19 protein-coding genes and 1 tRNA gene are annotated in these 17489 nt (G+C 69.0%); 11 read left to right on the top strand and 9 right to left on the bottom strand.

Annotation, left to right across the window (positions count from 1 at the left end; translation table 11 throughout):
- Window positions 1-106: 106 nt before the first annotated feature.
- Both F1C10_RS14880 and F1C10_RS14875 read right to left on the bottom strand, forming a co-directional pair.
- On the bottom strand, window positions 107-691 hold the full coding sequence (locus F1C10_RS14880) for a GDSL-type esterase/lipase family protein (RefSeq protein WP_185207348.1): 585 nt from the start codon (window positions 689-691) through the stop codon (window positions 107-109).
- 98 nt (window positions 692-789) lie between these two features.
- Window positions 790-1338, bottom strand: a complete 549-nt coding sequence (locus F1C10_RS14875) for a DUF4142 domain-containing protein (RefSeq protein ID WP_185207346.1) — start codon at window positions 1336-1338, stop codon at window positions 790-792.
- Window positions 1339-1510: 172 nt separating this feature from the next.
- Here F1C10_RS14875 and F1C10_RS14870 point away from each other — a divergent pair, with 172 nt between their 5' ends.
- The 3 genes from F1C10_RS14870 to F1C10_RS14860 are packed head-to-tail and all read left to right on the top strand — an operon-like array spanning window position 1511 to window position 3427.
- Window positions 1511-2599: a spore photoproduct lyase family protein gene (locus F1C10_RS14870; RefSeq protein WP_185207344.1), complete on the top strand. Its 1089-nt coding sequence runs from the start codon at window positions 1511-1513 to the stop codon at window positions 2597-2599.
- On the top strand, window positions 2596-3102 hold the full coding sequence (locus F1C10_RS14865) for a metallophosphoesterase family protein (protein ID WP_185207343.1): 507 nt from the start codon (window positions 2596-2598) through the stop codon (window positions 3100-3102). The genes F1C10_RS14870 and F1C10_RS14865 overlap by 4 nt, the downstream gene beginning before the upstream one ends.
- Window positions 3095-3427: a hypothetical protein gene (locus F1C10_RS14860; protein ID WP_185207341.1), complete on the top strand. Its 333-nt coding sequence runs from the start codon at window positions 3095-3097 to the stop codon at window positions 3425-3427. The genes F1C10_RS14865 and F1C10_RS14860 overlap by 8 nt, the downstream gene beginning before the upstream one ends.
- 7 nt (window positions 3428-3434) lie before the next feature.
- Here F1C10_RS14860 and F1C10_RS14855 read toward each other — a convergent pair whose 3' ends face one another.
- Complete coding sequence (locus tag F1C10_RS14855; RefSeq protein WP_185207339.1) at window positions 3435-3875, bottom strand: MAPEG family protein; 441 nt, start codon at window positions 3873-3875, stop codon at window positions 3435-3437.
- Between the two features lie 206 nt (window positions 3876-4081).
- On the opposite strand from F1C10_RS14855, the gene rpmF reads away from it, so the two are divergent.
- The 5 genes from rpmF (at window position 4082) to F1C10_RS14830 (ending at window position 7040) form a co-directional block, all read left to right on the top strand.
- Window positions 4082-4261: a 50S ribosomal protein L32 gene (gene rpmF / locus F1C10_RS14850; RefSeq protein ID WP_085810596.1), complete on the top strand. Its 180-nt coding sequence runs from the start codon at window positions 4082-4084 to the stop codon at window positions 4259-4261.
- Window positions 4262-4290: 29 nt separating this feature from the next.
- Window positions 4291-5322 (top strand): phosphate acyltransferase PlsX, encoded by a 1032-nt coding sequence (plsX, locus tag F1C10_RS14845; RefSeq protein WP_185207337.1) that lies wholly within the window; start codon window positions 4291-4293, stop codon window positions 5320-5322.
- The gene (locus F1C10_RS14840; RefSeq protein WP_185207336.1) at window positions 5319-6287 is read left to right on the top strand and encodes a beta-ketoacyl-ACP synthase III; all 969 of its coding nucleotides are present in this window, start codon (window positions 5319-5321) and stop codon (window positions 6285-6287) included. The genes plsX and F1C10_RS14840 overlap by 4 nt, the downstream gene beginning before the upstream one ends.
- 85 nt (window positions 6288-6372) lie before the next feature.
- Window positions 6373-6675 (top strand): integration host factor subunit alpha, encoded by a 303-nt coding sequence (locus tag F1C10_RS14835; protein WP_185207334.1) that lies wholly within the window; start codon window positions 6373-6375, stop codon window positions 6673-6675.
- Complete coding sequence (locus F1C10_RS14830; RefSeq protein WP_185207332.1) at window positions 6672-7040, top strand: MerR family transcriptional regulator; 369 nt, start codon at window positions 6672-6674, stop codon at window positions 7038-7040. Before F1C10_RS14835 ends, F1C10_RS14830 begins: the two co-directional genes overlap by 4 nt.
- Window positions 7041-7065: 25 nt before the next feature.
- Here F1C10_RS14830 and pdeM read toward each other — a convergent pair whose 3' ends face one another.
- The 5 genes from pdeM to F1C10_RS14805 all read right to left on the bottom strand — a co-directional run bounded on the left by pdeM (window position 7066) and on the right by F1C10_RS14805 (window position 13166).
- Window positions 7066-7728, bottom strand: a complete 663-nt coding sequence (gene pdeM / locus F1C10_RS14825; protein ID WP_185207330.1) for a ligase-associated DNA damage response endonuclease PdeM — start codon at window positions 7726-7728, stop codon at window positions 7066-7068.
- 108 nt (window positions 7729-7836) lie between these two features.
- The gene (locus F1C10_RS14820) at window positions 7837-9249 is read right to left on the bottom strand and encodes a M20/M25/M40 family metallo-hydrolase (RefSeq protein ID WP_185207328.1); all 1413 of its coding nucleotides are present in this window, start codon (window positions 9247-9249) and stop codon (window positions 7837-7839) included.
- 76 nt (window positions 9250-9325) lie between these two features.
- On the bottom strand, window positions 9326-10294 hold the full coding sequence (locus F1C10_RS14815) for a retroviral-like aspartic protease family protein (protein WP_185210282.1): 969 nt from the start codon (window positions 10292-10294) through the stop codon (window positions 9326-9328).
- An 88-nt stretch (window positions 10295-10382) separates the two neighbouring features.
- Window positions 10383-12833 carry a ligase-associated DNA damage response DEXH box helicase gene (locus F1C10_RS14810; RefSeq protein ID WP_185207326.1) on the bottom strand — a complete coding sequence of 817 codons (2451 nt, stop codon included), beginning with the start codon at window positions 12831-12833 and terminating at the stop codon, window positions 10383-10385.
- Between the two features lie 144 nt (window positions 12834-12977).
- On the bottom strand, window positions 12978-13166 hold the full coding sequence (locus F1C10_RS14805; RefSeq protein ID WP_185207324.1) for a hypothetical protein: 189 nt from the start codon (window positions 13164-13166) through the stop codon (window positions 12978-12980).
- Window positions 13167-13239: 73 nt separating this feature from the next.
- Here F1C10_RS14805 and F1C10_RS14800 point away from each other — a divergent pair, with 73 nt between their 5' ends.
- Entirely contained in the window at window positions 13240-14238 is a 999-nt protein-coding gene (locus tag F1C10_RS14800) for a ligase-associated DNA damage response exonuclease (RefSeq protein WP_185210281.1), read from the top strand.
- 846 nt (window positions 14239-15084) lie between these two features.
- Window positions 15085-16212 carry a hypothetical protein gene (locus tag F1C10_RS14795; RefSeq protein WP_185207322.1) on the top strand — a complete coding sequence of 376 codons (1128 nt, stop codon included), beginning with the start codon at window positions 15085-15087 and terminating at the stop codon, window positions 16210-16212.
- Between the two features lie 130 nt (window positions 16213-16342).
- Here F1C10_RS14795 and F1C10_RS14790 read toward each other — a convergent pair whose 3' ends face one another.
- Window positions 16343-17284 (bottom strand): peptidylprolyl isomerase, encoded by a 942-nt coding sequence (locus F1C10_RS14790; protein ID WP_185207321.1) that lies wholly within the window; start codon window positions 17282-17284, stop codon window positions 16343-16345.
- A 94-nt stretch (window positions 17285-17378) separates the two neighbouring features.
- On the opposite strand from F1C10_RS14790, the gene F1C10_RS14785 reads away from it, so the two are divergent.
- A tRNA-Ser gene (locus F1C10_RS14785) sits at window positions 17379-17469 on the top strand.
- Window positions 17470-17489 lie beyond the last annotated feature (20 nt).

The raw sequence follows: 17489 nt of genomic DNA, 5'->3' as shown, positions 1-17489 counted from the left end.
ATGCAGCGGTTCTACTCGCCGTTCATGACAGGTGAAGCGACATTATTTCGTCAGATCGAGTTACGAAATCGATCAGTCGCCGCGCAATACGCTGCTGTCTCGATCATCACGCCGCGCGCGCGGCCGCCGCTTGAGCGAGCAGACCTTCGACGGTGGGCAGCAGATGATCGACCACGGCAGCGATCGCGACGGCGTTGGGGTGAACGCGATCCGCCAGGACCATCGCCGGATGACCCAGCACGCCAGGTGGGAAGAAGGGCGCCGTTGCCGCGTTGTGCGGCGCCGCCACCGCCGCGTGAATGCCGGCATAGGCCAGCGCGCGGTCGGCGAAAAACGCCGGCGGCGTCACCGTCGCGAGCAGCACGGGGATGCCGCAGCGCGCGAACTCGGCCAGGATCGCGTCGAGGTTGGCGCGCATGCGGAGCGCGGGAACAGAGCGGATGACGTCGTTCGGCCCGACCTGCACGATCGCCAGATCGGGTCGCTGCGACAGGCCAGTCAGCACGCGCGGTAGGCGGCGTAACGCGTCGGCGCTGGTGTCACCCGACACACCGGCATTGTCGACACGCGCATCGGGATACCGACGGCGGAGCGCACGCTGAAGCCGGCCAGAAAAACCATCGGCAGCCGACAGGCCGTAGCCCGCGATCAGGCTGTCACCGAACGCGAGGATCGAAGGGAAGGAAGGCATCGCCCATTAAGGTAAGACGCGCGACGCAGATTTCAGCAGCCGTCCGGTCCCTGGAACTCCCCGCCGCCCCGATCGTCGGGCGCGGCGGGGAGCGGAGATCACATGCCCGTGTGGCCGGCGTTGCCCGCGCCGTTCTGCAGCTTCGTCGCGGCGGCGATATGCTGCTTGATGATCGGCACCGCCGCCTTCGCCGTGGTCCGCAGCGCCGGCTGGTCGCCGCCCGCGGCATAGCTCTGGTGCAGGTCGAGCGCGGCCTGGTGCGCCGGGATCTGCTGCGCGATGTACAGCCGGTCGAAATCCGCCGGCGACGCGCCCTGCAGCTCGGCGATCGACGCCCGCGCGCCGCCGAGCGACGGTGCCGGCGGCGTCAGCTTCGCGCGCTGCGCCGCCTTGGTGGTCGCCGCCGTCGTCTTCTGGTGATGCTTGATCAGCATCGAGGCGAAGCTGCGCACCGCCTTGTTCTGCGATTTTTCCAGCGCGATCTGGCTCGAATTGATCTCGTACATGTCGCTCATGCCGGCAGCCTCGACATAAGGCATTGCCGTGGTCTTCGCCTCGGGCGGCGGGGGCGGTGGCGGCGTCTGCGCCAGTGCTGGGACCGCAGCGACCGCGAACATCGAAAGAACAGCTGCCTTAACGTAGATCATATCTCGCATCCCTTGCATGACGTTAACTAGGCAACAGGGAAAATTGTCGGAAGTTCCCGTCACGCCGGTCAATAAGTGCATGACGCCCAAGCGCTGTTGTTCTTTAGATAACTTGCTTCAGATCAACTTTGCTTGGATTGAACGGCTGTGCCTGCCGGTCGTTGTGCGTTGTGTGACCGCTGCCGCCCCGCTCCCCCCTGCTGCCGCGACGGGCTGGATCCCGCGCCGCGTCCTCGTCACGCGCAGCGCACGTAATTGGGCGCACGGCCGCGCGATCGCCGCACGCGCCGCGGCGCTCGGCAGTGACGTGATCGAGCTGCCCGGCGATCGCCTATCGCTCGCGCTGCCCGACGATCCGAAACGCGCCTACGCCGCGGCGAAGGCGACGCTCGCCGTCACCGTCGCGCCGCCGTCGAAGCGGCGGCTGCAGCCGATCGCGCCCAGCGCCGACTGGCGCGTCGACCTTGCCGAGGGATGCCCCGCGCATTGCAGCTATTGCTATCTCGCCGGCTCGCTCAAGGGCCCGCCGATCACCCGCGCCTACGCCAATCTCGACGAGATCCTCGCCGTGCTGCCCGACTATCTCGGTGACGGCACGATCACCTCGCGCAGCCGCCACCGCGCGCACGAGGGTACGACGTACGAGGCGTCGTGCTACACCGATCCGCTCGCGCTCGAACATCTCACCGGCTCGCTCTCCGCCGCGATCCGCTGGTTCGGCGCGTGGCAGGCAGCCGCGCAGCTGCGCTTCACCAGCAAGTTCGCCGACGTCGCGCCGCTGCTGCCGCTCGATCACCAGCGCCGCACGCGGATGCGCGCCTCGCTCAACCCGCCCCGCTTCGCCCGGTTCGAGGGCGGTACCGCGCGTGTCGCCGCACGAATCGCGGCACTGCGCCGCATGGCGGACCACGGCTATCCGATCGGGCTGACGATCGCGCCGATCATCGCCGCGGACGGGTGGGAGGCGGCGTACCGCACGCTGATCGCGGATGTCGCTGCCGCGCTTGCCGGCGCGCCCGACCTCGATCTCACCATCGAGCTGATCACCCACCGCTTCACGCCCGGCTCGAAGGCCGTGCTCGAGGGCTGGTACCCTGGATCGTCGCTCGACATGAGCGAGGCGAACCGCACCACCAAGCGCACCAAGTTCGGCGGCGAGAAACAGGTCTACGACGCCGCGACGATGCGCGCGCTCCGCAGCTTCTTCGAACGCGAGATCGCCGATGCGCTGCCCGCCGCGCGGATCCTCTACTGGACATGACGATCCTGTTCACCAGCGACACGCATTTCGGCGACCACCGCACGATCAACATCAGCAAGCGGCCGTTCGCCGATGTCGCGGCGATGGACGCGGCGCTGGTGGCGAACTGGAACGCCGCCGTCGCACCCGATGATGAGGTTTGGCACCTCGGTGATGTCGCGCGGCGCGGCGAAGCGGTGGCCGGGCTGCTGGCGCGGCTCAACGGGCGCAAGCACCTGCTGCGCGGCAACAACGATCCCGCCGCCACGCTCGCCGCCGCCGGCTGGGCCAGCGTACAGGATTATGCCGAGATTACCGTCGACGGCCACCAGCTCATCCTGTGCCACTATCCCTTCCGCAGCTGGAACGGGCAGCATCGCCGCGCGATCAACCTCCACGGCCACAGCCACGGCCGGATGAAGCCGATGCTGCGGCAATATGACGTCGGCGTCGACGTGCGCGGCTTCGCGCCGGTGACGCTTGCGGCGCTGCTCGCCGCGCCGCGTCGGCCGGCGGATGGCTGACCGCGTCCCGCCCCCCGTTACGCCCGACGGCCGCTACATCGTCGTGCGCGGCCGGCTTTGGCGCCGCGCGAACCCCGATTTGCCCGAGGAACGCCGCCAGGCGCTGGTCGATGAGCTGATGCACGCTCGACGCGCGGTACGTACCGCCAAGGCGGCGAACAATGCGCCGGCGCTGGCCGACGCCCGCGCCCGCGTCGATGCGGCGAAAGTGGCGCTTGGCGAGCGTGGCCCCGTCTGGTGGCAGGACGGCGCGCCCGACCTCAACCGCCACATGGCGCGCACCACGCCCTATGCCGACTGGTACGCCACGTTCCCGCCAGACTAACGGCGCGTCAGGCGCGCGGCGCGGTCGCGTCGAGCGTGATCGTCGCGGGGGTGGATCGCGGCGCATCGATCGCGATCGCCAGCGCCCAGCCGGCGAGCACCAGCGTCACGATCCACGTCACCACCGCGCCGCCCGCGCGCAGCGGATTGGGCGCGCCGCGCGTCATCCCCAGCGGATGCGCGATCCGCGCCAGCACGTAGAGTGCGCCGATGATCCACAAAGCGACCAGCGGCCCGCGCGCCAGTTCGATCAGCGCGAGCAGGATCAGCACGATCGGCGTATATTCGATGAAATTGGCGTGCGCGCGCATCCCAGCCTGCATCGCCTGGTCGCCCCCGTCACCGACCATCACCTTGCCCTTCAGCCGCCCGCGGACCAGCCGCATTGCGAGCCAGATGTTGACCACCGCGCAGGCGGCGGCGATGACGAGTGTGACCGGCAGCAGCATGATTTCCTCCCCGTTGTCGTGCGGCGAACCTGCCACCCGGCCGGCACGCATGCAACGCCCGCGCTTGCAACCGCCGCGCGATCCGCTATAGGCGCCGAACTTCGCGATGCGCCCGGCCGCCCGGCGCGGCCGGTGATTCACTGGACCGCGTCGATCGTCGTCGGGCTAGTCGCTTTTGTTGCGAACATTTTGATCAAGGTGCCGCGATGGCCGTCCCCAAGCGAAAGACTTCCCCCTCCCGCCGCGGCATGCGCCGCGCACACGACGCGATCTCGGTCGACGCGTTCCAGGAATGCCCGAACTGCGGCGAGCTGCGTCGTCCGCACAACCTCTGCACCGCATGCGGCCATTATAACGGCCGCGAGGTCGTCTCGGTCGAGGGCTGACAGCCCTAGCCACGGGAGCGAACAGCATCATGGCCGACAGTTCCTGGATCGCCGTCGATGCGATGGGCGGCGATGAAGGGGTAGCCGTGATGCTGGCCGGCGTGGCCCGCGCACGTCGCCGGTTCGAGGGGATGAAATTCCTCCTCGTCGGTGATGAGGCGGCGATCCGCCAGGGGCTGGAGCAGCACCCGAACCTCAGCCGCAACGCAGAAATCGTCCACGCCCCCGGCGTCATCAAGGGTGACGAGAAGGCGGGGCAGGCGCTGCGCCGGGCCAAGTCCACCTCGATGGGCATCGCGATCGATTGCGTGAAGCAGGGTCGCGCAGGCGCCGCCGTCTCCGCGGGCAATACCGGCGCGCTGATGGCGATGGCGAAGCTCGCGCTGCGCACCATGCCGGGGATCGATCGCCCCGCGCTCGCCGCCTTGCTCCCGACGCTTGGCGACAATGACGTCGTCGTGCTCGATCTCGGCGCCAATACCGAGGTGGAGGCGAAGAACCTCGTCCAGTTCGCGGTGATGGGCGCGGCCTATGCGCGCGTCGCGCTGGACCTCGCCTCGCCCCGTGTCGCGCTGCTCAACATCGGCAGCGAGGATCAGAAGGGCACCGACGAGATCCGCGACGCCGCCGCCGCGTTGCGCGGCGCGCCGCACCTGCCGATGACGTTCACCGGCTTCGTCGAGGGCGATCGGCTGTCGCGCGGCGAGCACGACGTCATCGTGTGCGACGGCTTCTCCGGCAACATCGCGCTGAAGACCGCGGAGGGCACGGCGCGCTTCGTCGCCGATCTCCTGAAGCGCGCCTTCACCAGTTCGGTCCGCTCCAAGATCGGCTTCCTGATCTCGCGCCCGGCGACGCAGCTGCTGCGTGAGCATCTCGATCCCAACAACCACAATGGCGCGGTCTTCCTCGGTCTCAACGGCCTCGTTGTGAAGAGCCACGGCGGCGCGAACGAGCGCGGCATCGCCACCGCGATCGGCGTCGCGGCGAAGATGGTTCAGGCCGATCTCGCGCGTCGCATCGCCGACGATCTCCGGCATTTCGAGAAGCAGGCGGCATGATTCGCAGCGTCATCACCGGCACCGGATCGGCGCTCCCCGTGCGCCGCGTGTCGAACGCCGAGATGGCGGAGATGGTCGACACCACCGACGAGTGGATCGTCGAGCGCACCGGCATTCGCTTCCGCCACATCGCCGGCGAAGGCGAGACAACCGCGACGCTCGCGCGCGACGCGGCGACCCGCGCGCTCGACGCGGCCGGCGTGCCCGCGACCGATATCGACCTCATCGTCCTCGCCACCGCCACGCCCGACCAGACCTTCCCTGCCACCGCCACCAAGGTGCAGGCGATGCTCGGCATCGACGATTGCGTCGCGTTCGACGTCGCGGCGGTCTGCTCGGGCTTCCTCTACGCGGTGCAGGTGGCGGACAGCATGATCCGCTCGGGCGTCGCGCGCCGCGCGCTGGTGATCGGCGCGGAGACCTTCAGCCGCATCCTCGATTGGGAGGACCGCACCACCTGCGTCCTGTTCGGCGACGGCGCGGGCGCGATGGTGCTCGAGGCGCAGGAGAGCGACGAGGCGACGGGCCGCGGTATCCTTGCCACCAAGCTCCACGCCGACGGGCGCCACAACGAATTGCTCTACGTCGATGGCGGCCCGTCGACCACCGGCACCGTCGGCAAGCTGCGCATGAAGGGCCGCGAGGTGTTCCGCCACGCGGTCGTCAATCTCGCCGCGGTGATGGGCGAATCGATGGCGCTCGCCGGGCTGCCGACCGAGTCGGTCGACTGGGTCGTCCCGCACCAGGCCAATGCCCGCATCCTCGATGCGACCGCGCGCAAGCTCGGCCTCGCGCCAGAGCGCGTCGTGGTGACGGTCGATCAGCACGCCAACACGTCGGCCGCCTCCGTTCCGCTTGCGCTCGATGTCGCGATCCGCGACGGGCGTATCAGGCAGGGACAGATCGTCGTGCTCGAGGCGATGGGCGGCGGTTTCACCTGGGGTGCCGCCGTCGTACGGATTTAACTTGAATCAGTCAGCCTGATGCGGCTTTTGCATGGCGGGCGCTGATGATAAAGTTCGCCACGGCATAGGGGGTTCGAGCACCGATATGAGCGAAGCTGGCACGCTGACCAGGGCCGATTTGGCCGAGGCACTCCACCGTCAGGTGGGATTGTCGCGCGCCGATTCGGCCGACATCGTCGAACAGATCCTGTCGAACATGTGCGGCGCGCTGTCGAAGGGCGAGAACGTCAAGATCTCCGGCTTCGGCACCTTCGTGCTGCGTGACAAGGGGGAGCGCATCGGGCGCAATCCCAAGACCGGTGTCGAGGTGCCGATCGCACCGCGCCGCGTGCTTACCTTTCGCGCCAGCCAGATGATGCGCGACCGTATCGTTTCCGGCGGGGCATGACCGATACGGGCAAGGCGCCCGGCGCCTTTCGCACGATCGGCGAGGTGACGGCACAGACCGGCGTCGCCGCGCACGTCTTGCGCTATTGGGAAACGCGCTTTCCCCAGCTTCGCCCCGTCACCCGCGCGGGCAACCGGCGCTACTATCGTCCCGAGGACGTTGCGCTGGTCGAGCGCATCCACCGGCTGCTCGATACCGAGGGCTATACGGTGAAGGGTGTGCAGAAGCTGCTCGCCGGCGAAGGCCGGTCGGCGCCCTCGCCGCTCGCGACGCCCACCCCCGTATCGACGGCGGATACGGCAGCCGTGCCGGTCGAGGCATTGATCGCGATCCGCGATCGGTTGCAGCGCGCGCTCGACGCCTGAACCGCGCCTGCGCGAAGCGCGGTGATCAGGCCGCCAGAGGGAACCGCAGCAGACGATCCTGCACCGGGATCAGCGCCTGCGCACTGCGCCCCACCGCGCGGACGATCTCGGGATGGCCGGCGTCGAGCCCGCCGGTCAGCGATCCGAAGGCGGGCAGGATGATCTTGCTGCCGGTGGCGACGAAGCAGCGCCGCGACACCAGCTTGCCGCGCACGCGCAGCCGCAGCTTGGGATGGAAATGCCCGGACAGTTCGGGGCGATACTCCGCCGCGCGCGCCTCGTGGCGCAGCACCAGCCCGTCGACCACCGCCTCGTCCACCACCTCGCCGCCGCAGCGATCGACATAGTGCGAATCGTGATTGCCGGTGATCCACGTCCAGCGCGTGCCCGCGGTCAGATCGCGCAGCATCGCCTGCGCCGCCTCGGGTAGCCGCTCGCACCCCGACACGTCGTGGAAGCTGTCACCCAGGCACCAGACTTCCTTGGCCCCGGTGGCGGCGACCAGTGCAGTCAGATCGGATAGCGTCGCGAGCGAATCGTACGGCGGCAGCATCTGGCCGAAGCGCGCGAACCAGCTCGCCTTTTCGAGATGCAGATCGGCGACCAGCAGCGCGCGGCGCGCCGTCCAGAACAGCGCGCCCTGCGTCAGCGGCGTCAGATCGTGTCCACCGAACGAAAAGGGAACCATGGCCGGCGCCATGCCGCAAGCGACTCGCCCGATCAAGCCCATCCCCCGGCGCGCGCGGGCAGCGCCGCCGCGGACCATCCCGCTCCGGCCACTGCCCGCCGGCGGTCCTCAGCTCGAAAGCGTCTTCGCCAGATCGTACAGATAGTCGCGCCCCTCGTAGAGTGCGGAGACGCGGATCCGCTCGTTCAGCCCGTGGATGCCGTTCAGGTCGGGCTCGAGGAAGATTCCCGGCACGCCGTAGACGGGCATGTTGAGCGTGGCGAAGAACACGCCGTCGGTGGCCCCCGTCGACATCATCGGCACCACCGGCACCTTGGGGAAATGCTTCGCCGCCAGCGTGGTGATCGGCCCCATGATCTTGGGGTCGAGCGGCGGCGGCACCGCGATTGGGCGTACCGGCTGGTTCGCCGTCACCTTCACCTTCGCCGCGGCGAGTTGCTGTAGCTTGATGAGCGTGCCGTCGACGCTCTCGCCCGGAAAGATGCGGCAGTTGACGTTCGCGGTCGCGCGCTGCGGCAGTGCGTTCTCCGCGTGGCCCGCGTTCACCAGCGTCGCGACGCACGTCGTGCGCAGCGTCGAGTGCAGCGTCTTGTCACGGCTGACGATCGCGTCCGCCTCGCGATCGGCCGGGTTGGCGAGCAGCCGCTTGATCGCCGGGCCGACCGGCGCGGGCAGCGCCTGCGACGTCGCGGTGAAGAAGGCGCGCGTCGTGTCGGTGAACTTGATCGGAAACTCATAGCCCTGCACCGCGCGGATCGCGTCGGCGAGCTCGTAGATCGCATTCTCGGGTGTCGGCGCGCTGCTGTGCCCGCCCGGATTGGTCGCGAGCAGCGTGAAGTTCTGCGCCGCCTTCTCCCCTACCTGCACCGCCAGCGCCTGGCGGTTGCCTGCCGCGTCGAGCCGCCCGCCGCCGCCCTCGTTCAGCACGAAGTCGGCGCGCACCAGCTCGGGCCGATTCTTCGCCAGCCAGTCGGCGCCGTTGAACGCGTAGGTCGTCTCCTCGCCGCACGTCAGCGCCAGCTTGATCGTGCGCTTGGGGCGATATTTCTCCTGCGCGAAACGGATCATCGTGTCCGCCCATACCGCCGACATCGCCTTGTCGTCGACGGTGCCGCGGGCGTAGTAGAAGCCGTTCTCCTCGACCAGCTTGAACGGATCGCGCACCCAGTCCTCGCGCTTCGCCGCCACCACGTCGAGATGGCCGAGCAGCAGCATCGCGCCTTGCGCGCGGTCGGTGCCGGGCAGCGTCACGACGATCCCGCCGTCCTCGGCATGCTCTGGCACGCTGAACACCGTCACCGCGCTGGCGGGATAGCCAGCCGCCTTCATCCGCGTCGCCAGTTGCTGCGCGGCGCGCGTGCAGCTCCCCTGCCCGACGACAGTGTTGGTCTCGACCAGCTCCTTGTAGAGGCCGAAGAACGCCTGCTGGTCGGGGCGCTGCTGCGCCTGCGCGGGAATCGATGCACCGATCGCGGGGGAAAGCGCAGCCGCCGCTGCCAGAAAACGCCACACGCCCCGCATCACTCTCTCCCGCTCGTTATGCTGGCGATCGTTGCAGGGAAAGCGTGGCGGCGCAACGCTCTAACGGTGCGCGGGATCAGAAGATGCCGAAGCGCGCCGGCTCCCAGTTGCGCCGGCTGCCGCGCGGCAAGCTGAGGCGCAGCTCGCGATTGGCGAAATCGATCTGCACGCGCGTGAACAGCTTCAGCGCGTCCATCCCCAGCATCAGCGCTGGCTTCTTCTCCAGCCCGAACGCGCGGAACGGCGGCACGTCGGCGAAGGCGACAGGCATGTCGCTGATCTCCGCGCTGCCGATCTTGATCAACTTCATCGATCCGTAATCGGCGACCAGCTCCCCGCCCGTCACGCTGATCAGCGTGATCGGCGCCACCTTGCCGCGCTTCGCAAGCCGCTTGCGCAGTGCAAGATTGCCCATCGTTACCGTGCTGCCGGTGTCGAGGATCACGCGCACCCGCTCGCCCGCCACGCGCGCATCGGTGACGACGAGCTGCCCGAACAGGCTCTTCGCCTGAATCACGATCTCGTCAGGCGCGGGGCGCACGCGTTCGCCGCGGCGGCGCGCGGGCGATACGCTCATCTTCTGCGTGTCGAAATCGATCGCCAGTGCGTGCCCCTGCAGCGCGTCGATCCCCAGCATGCCCGGCGCGCCTAGATGCGCCGCGGACAGCGCCGGCGCCTCGATCGCCGATCCGCCCAGCGTGCTGACCGAGATCGACGGGATCAGCACGGTGCCGACGTCCTCGGTTCCCGTCATCCCCGTCAGCCGCACGTTACGCCCGCCCGCCAGCCCCAGCTTGCCCGCCAGCTCGCGGCTGATCACGGTGCGCTGCGCGCCGGTATCGATGATGAATTCGTACGGCCCGGCGCCCGCGATCTGCACCGGCACCGTCATTCGCGGCCCGTTGTTGCCGAACGCCAGCTGCTCGCCCAGCGTCGGTACCGGCTCCTCCGCCGGCGCGGCAATGGGCTGCGGCGCCTGCACCGGCAACGGCTCGCCGGTGTTTGCGAGCAGTGACAGCAGGGACAAGGCGAACCAATGACGCATCCCCACGATGAAGCGCCCGTTCCGGCCCCTTGTCAAAGCAAATTGCTGCGCAGCAATTCCGCGTGACGTCCGGCGTCGCCCCCGCCGGTCAGTCGACCCGCATCGCATCCGCCGCCAGCGCCTCAGCCTCGATCAGCAGCGCGTCGTCGGCGCTGCCCGTCGCCACCTTCTCGCGCCCGATCAGCACCAGCACCGGCACCGCGAGCGGCGACACGCGCGGCAGGTCGACGTGCAGCATCGTCTCCGCCGCGCGGTCGAGCAGCCCGGCGAGCCGCCCCACATCGGTCATCCGCGCGCGCGCATCGGCCCACGCCGCCTCCAGCAGGATGTGGCTCGGCTCGTACTTGCGCAGCACGTCGTAGATGAGGTCGGTCGAGAAGGTCACCTGCTTGCCCGTCTTGCGCTTGCCCGGGTGCTGCCGCTCGACCAGCCCGCCGATCACCGCCACCTCGCGGAATGCGCGCTTCAGCAGGTGCGATTGCTGCACCCACTCGACGAACTCGTGCTCAAGGATGTCGGCGGAGAACAGCGCCGCGGGGTCGGTGATCGGATCGAGCGAATAGGTCGCGATCGCGTAATCGTTCGACACGAACCCCAGCGGCTTCAGCCCCGCCGTCTCCATCCGCCGCGTGATCAGCATGCCGAGCGACTGGTGCGCGTTCCACCCTTCAAAGCTATAGGCGACCATGTAATGCCGCCCCTCACGCGGGAAGGTCTCGACCAGCAGCTGATCGGGGCGCGGCAGCGCGGAGCGGCGCGCCTGGATCTCCAGCCACTCGCGCACGTCGTCGGGAAAGCGCGGCCATTCCTCGGGCGTCGCCAGGAACCCGCGCACGCGATCGGCGAGGTTGGTCGACAGCGGCATGCGGCTGCCGCCATAGGTGGGGATCCGCGCCGGCCGCGCCGTCGCGCGCACGATCAGGTCCTCGGTGTCGATCTTCTCCACTTCCAAGCTCATGCCCGCGAAGAAGAAGGTGTCGCCGTGGCTCAGCGTGGAGGCGAACGCCTCTTCCACCTTGCCCAGCGCGCGGCCGTTGCGAAAGCGCACCTTGAGCATCGTCGCCTCGACGATGATCCCCGCGTTCAGCCGGTGCTGCGCGACGAACTTGGGGTGGCTCACGCGCCACAGTCCCTGTCCTGAGCCTCTCGAAGGGCCCTCGCCGTCCTGCGTCAGCCGCTTGAACTTGTCATAGGCGCGCAGCGAGTAACCACCGTCGCGAATGAAGCCGAGCACCTTGTCGAACAGCTCGTCGGTCAGCGCCGAATAGGGGAGCGCCGATCGCACCTCATCCAGCAAAGCCGCCTGATTGAACGGCGCGGCGCACGCGCACGCCATCACGTGCTGCGCCAGCACGTCGAGCGCGCCCGTGCGGAACACGTCGGCGTCGAGCTCGCCCGCCTCCACCGCGTCGAGCGCCGCGCGCGCCTCGAGATATTCGAAGCGGTTGCCCGGCACGATCAGCGCCTCGGACGATTCGTCGAGCCGGTGGTTGCTGCGCCCGATCCGTTGCAGCAGCCGCGACGATCCCTTGGGCGCGCCCATCTGGATCACGCAGTCGACGTCGCCCCAGTCGACCCCCAGGTCGAGGCTCGCGGTCGCCACCAGCGCGCGCAGCCGCCCGGCGGACATCGCCGCCTCCACCTTGCGCCGCGCCTCTTTCTCCAGGCTGCCGTGATGAATGCCGATCGGCAGCTGCGCGTCATTCGCCTTCCACAAATCCTGGAAAATCAGCTCGGCGAGACTGCGCGTGTTGCAGAACACGATCGTCGTGCGATGCGCCTCGATCTCGCGCATCACCTGCGCCGCGGCGTAGCGCCCCGAATGCCCCGCCCACGGCACGCGATCTTCGGGCAGCAGGATCGCGATGTTCGGATCGACGCCCTGGTCGCCGTGCACCAGGCTCACCGCGTCGATATCGCCATCGGGCGCGAGCCACGCGCGATAACCGTCGGCATCCGCCACCGTCGCCGACAGCGCGACGCGCCGCAGGCCGGGCGCGATCGCCTGCAACCGCGCCATGCACAGCGACAACAGGTCGCCGCGCTTGCCGGTCGCGAAGGCGTGCACCTCGTCGATCACGATCGTCTTCAGCCCTGCGAACATCGTGAAGCTGTCGGGATAGCTCAGCAGCAACGAGAGCGATTCGGGCGTCGTCAGCAGGATCTGCGGTGGGCGGGCGCGCTGACGCGCCTTGCGGTCGGACGGCGTATCGCCGGTGCGCGTTTCGATGCGGATATCGATGCCGAGCGCGTCGAGCCCCATCTCCGCCACCGGTGTGACCAGATTGCGCTGGATATCGACCGCCAGCGCCTTCAGCGGCGAGACGTACAGCGTGTGCAGCCCCTCGCTCGGCGCCTCGATCAGCTCGGCCAGCGTCGGCAGGAACCCGGCGAGCGTCTTGCCCGCGCCCGTCGCCGCCACCAGTAGCGCGTGGTGCCCCGCGCGCCCCTCGGCCAGCATCGCCATCTGGTGCCGCCGCGGCTGCCACCCGCGCGAGGCGAACCAGTCGGCGAGCGGGGCGGGCAGCGTATCCGTCATCGCCGCGCCATATAGGGTCGGCGGCAGCTCCGCAGAACCGGCGTGCTACCGCCGTCGACGGCGCGCCTTCCGTCGTGACGTCGCGCATCCATCGCCCACGTGGAACGCCGCGGGCGACCTGCCCCGCGCCCTCGCCTCGCGACGTCAACCGCGCATGCTGTCCTGCCGCGACTGCTCCTTGTACAGGTCGCGCGTTGCCTGCTCGGTCCGCGCGTCCTGCGCCGGCGTCGTCTTGTTGCGCAGCTTGGCGAAGGCGAGCGCCGTGGCGAGGATGATGAAGCCGCCGACGACGACGATCGCCCACAGGCTGTCGCCGAATATCGAATATGCCATGCGAAACTCTCCTGTCAGTCGCACGGATAACGAGGGTGTTGGGCTTTTCGATCCGGTCGTGCGTATTCGGCTGATGCCCAAGCTCGGCGACTGGCTCGAACCCCACCCCCACGGCATCTACGTGCGCCCCGCCGATGCCTGGATCGATCCCTCGATTCCGCAGGCGCGCGCCCTCGTCACCCACGGCCACGCCGATCACGCGCGCGGCGGCCACGGTGCGGTATGGGCGACGCCGGAAACGCTCGCGATCATGGACGCGCGCTACGGCGAACAGGCCGGGCACCCGGTCGCCTACGGCGAGACGGTGCGGCTTGGCGACGTCGAGGCGAGCTTCGTTCCCGCCGGCCACGTGCTCGGGTCGGCGCAGATCCTGCTGGAGCACCGCGGCGAGCGGATCGTCGTCTCAGGCGATTACAAGCGCCGCCCCGATCCCACCTGCGCGCCGTTCGAGCCCGTCGCCTGCGACGTGTTCGTGACGGAGGCGACCTTCGGCCTGCCCGTCTTCCGCCACCCCGATACCGGGGACGAGATCGACAAGCTCGTCGCGCGGCTCCACGCCAATCCCGATCGCTGCGTCCTCGTCGGCGCCTATGCGCTGGGCAAGGCGCAACGCGTCATCGCCGAGCTGCGCGAACGCGGGCACGAAGCGCCGATCTACATCCACGGCGCGCTCCAGCGCCTGTGCGATCTCTACGCGGAGCACGGCGTTCGCCTGGGTGAGCTGATCCCCGTCGCCGGCGTGCCCAAGGCGGCGATGGCGGGGCACGTCGTGATGTGCCCGCCCGGCGCGCTCAACGATCGCTGGTCGCGCCGCCTGCCCGATCCGATCACCGCGATGGCCAGCGGCTGGATGCGCGTGCGCCAACGCGCGCGGCAGAAGCTCGTCGAACTGCCGCTGATCATGTCCGATCACGCCGACTGGGATGAACTGATCGACACGATCCAGGAAATCGCCCCGCGCGAAGTATGGGTCACCCACGGGCGCGAGGACGCGCTGATCCACTGGTGCATGACGCGCCAGATCAAGGCCCGCGCGCTGGCGCTGGTCGGCTTCGAGGACGAGGACGACTAGCACGTCCGCGCGGCTTGCCGGTTCCTCCGTCGAAGCGCGGTCTGCCGCGCCGCGCGCCCAGGATCGCTCCGCGGCAGCCTCGACCTTTCCCAGATGCGAGGATGCCCAAATCGGCTGGTGGATGACGCGCCAGATCAAGCCTTGGCCGGCGCACCTTGCGCACAAGAACGGGGAGGACCAGCGCCGCCGCGCCTCACGCCATCTAGAGTGCCCTCTGACGATGGCTCTTTCCCGAACGCGAAGGACGCCCTGATCCGGCAATAGACGGCAGCGGTTTTCAAGGTCGATCGTCGTCAGTTCAAGAACGCTCGACGCGTCCGGGCGCATTGCTTGCTCCTTCCGTGAGCCCGCGGCGCAATCCCATTGCGCGCCATGGGAACGTGCCGTACGAGATATCGGTCTTTCCCGGGCGCGGTTGCGCACCGATCCGCTGCTGTCCGGTCCGCCCGATCGACCCGAGCGCCCGCTCCGTTCGACTCCGCGGTCGCGGACGCCAGTCCCCGGCCGCGGGCCGCACGTTACAGGTTCAGTCGCGGCCGCAGCGTCGTTTGCACGATCCCGCGCTACTGCAACCTCGCGCCACCCTCGCCCCCGTGCGCCCTCATCCTTTTTTCAATCTCGCCATACCCGGGCTGTCGCCTGGCGATCTCCGAACGCTCCACGAAGCCGCTCGGCCATGACGCGCCGTTCGCCGCGCCGCCGGTGCATCGCCTTCGTCATGGCGTACGCTTGGCGGCCCGCGCAGGAGCACCGCACCCTTCGCCGCACCACTCCCCCGCTTTGCTCGCCAATCCCGCTCTCGCCGCACCGCCCGCGCTGCGCTACCAGCGTTGCCGAGGGGATCGCTTGCAACAGGAACTGTTCCGTTCGCCGAATCTGGTGGTCCGCCGCGTCGGCTCGCGCGGTGGCACGCTAATCATCACCTTTGGCTCGCTGACCGATGATCCGTCACCCGACCGTGCCGGCTTCGGCGAGGATTTCCTGCGCCGCGCACGGATCGATGCGGTCCACGTCATCAACCGCAGCAATCGCTGGTATCAATATCCCGACATGGCGGATGCGCTCGCCCACGTCGCGGCGACGGCCCGGCTGTACGATCGCGCGATCACCTACGGGTCCAGCATGGGCGGCTATGCCGCGCTGCGCTTTGCCGCCGGGTGCGGTGCGGACACAGCGGTCGCGCTGTCGCCGCAGATCAGCGTCGATCCGCGTGTCGTGCCGTGGGAACGGCGCTGGCAGCCCGATGTTGCCCGCACCCGTTTCGCCGAAGCCCCGCTGGTGCCCGCCGCGCGCCAATACGTCTTCTATGACCCCCGCGTTGCCGGCGACGCGCGCCATGCCAGTTCAATCGCCGCCGCCGGTGCCACGACGCTCGTTCCTGTGGTCGGCGGCGGACACCCGGTCGGTGCGCTGCTGGTCGAAACCGGCGCGCTGCAGGCCGCGCTGCGCCAGATCATCGCCGGCACGTTCGATCCCGCCGCGATGCTGCGCCAGGTGCGCCATGCCCGTCGCGCCTCGCAGCACCATCATTTCGTGCTCGCGAAGCGCTGCGCCGCGCGCCATCCAGAGCGATCGATCCGGCTGCTCGCGCGCGCCACCGCGATCGAGCCTGAATCGCATATCCTCAGTTTGCAAGCGACGCTGCTCGATCGGCTGGGGCGTGCGGACGATGCCGCCCCGCTGCACCGCGCCGCAATCCGGCGCACGCCGAGCAACGCGCACGCCTGGATGGGCTATGCCGCGCACCTCGAAGCGGTCGGCGACCCGACTACCGCCGGTCGCGCGCTGCGCTCGGCCGCTGCCCATCCGCACGGCGCGACGCTGCTCGACGTGCGGCTCGCGCAGGTCCGGTTGTGGCTGCGCCGCCACCACCTGCGCTGGCTCGATCGTGCCGCCGACCGCATCGTCGGCCGTATCAGGCGATCCACCCACGCCCCGCGTCTCGGCCGATACCTCGCTCGCCTGTTGCGCTGAGACGGCATGTTAACGAGCGTGCGGCATCGCACCATCGTCGATCAACGCGCCTGCGGCGCCCGGCTTGCCCAGCGGCGTTTCGGCGCCACGATCTCCCGACGCCCGCTGCGGCGGTCGCCCTCCCGTCGGATTACGGTATCGCGCGAACCGGCACCGATATGTTGCAGATGTCCGCCGCGCCGGCCGGGCGGATGAAGAACGCATCCTGGCGATTGGCGCGCGCCGCGGCGTAGCGCGTCCAGGTCGCACTGCTGGTCGAAAGATATTCGAAGCGCGGCCGTTCTGCCTCGGGCAATGCGCTCGCCAGCCGCAGCCGGGTGATCGGCACGCGTTGCTCGGGCTTGGCGTAAAAACCCAGTCCTTCGGTTCCGCGCGGCAGGCTCGACAGATGCTCGATCCCTGCGATCACGCGGCCGACCACCGCGATGTTGCGATCGAGGTGGCGCGGCGCATGGCCGATGACGGCGTAGAGCTCCGCGCCCGTCCCCGTGCTCGGCGACACGTCACGCCCCACGCCGACAGTGCCGTAGCAATGCACCGGCCACGCCCGCGCACCCCTCGCAAACCCCTTCTGCGCGCCTCCGTTCGGCCACCCTTCGTCGCCGGCAATCGGCCATCCACGATAGAAATACGTCGATCGTGCATAGACGTCGGCGGGCCCGAGCGTCATCTCACGCGGATTGAGCGAAGTCGCGGACACGGTGTAATCCGCCTCGCCGGCCGCTGAAAGACCAGGCGGCAATGGCTTTTTCTCGCTCGCATCGCCCCATTGCACGACGTAATTGTCCTGCACGCGGTTGACGCTTGTCCCATCCCACCACTTCGCCGTGGCAAGGGTTCGGATGTTGCCGATCCACGCCTGTGCAAATGGCGCCGGCATCAACTGCACGACGACCCGCCGCCCCCCACCAACGTCCATCACCAGCATCTCGCTGGCCCCGATTTCCCGCCAATCGGATGCGGGTGCGGCAGCGACGATCTCCATCGGCGAACGAGGGTCAGGTTGCGTTTGGCCAGCGGCCTGCGCAGCGGCGGCCTGGACGAACAGGAAGGGCAGAAGCGTTGCGAGCATCGCACGATCGTGCACGCTTGGCCCCGCCCGCGCAATGCGGCGGCGCTTGCGCCGCGCGCCTGTCCGCCCTAGGGGCTCCGGCTCCCGGCAATGCGGAGCGGTGGCCGAGTGGTCGAAGGCGCTCGCCTGGAAAGTGAGTATACGTCAAAAGCGTATCGAGGGTTCGAATCCCTCCCGCTCCGCCACCCAGTCTAGAAGATTCCAT

This window comes from Sphingomonas sp. NBWT7, assembly GCF_014217605.1.
Taxonomy (GTDB): domain Bacteria; phylum Pseudomonadota; class Alphaproteobacteria; order Sphingomonadales; family Sphingomonadaceae; genus Sphingomonas.
The sequence above is the reverse complement of the archived record's forward strand: the minus strand, read 5'-3'. Positions and strand labels throughout refer to the sequence as shown.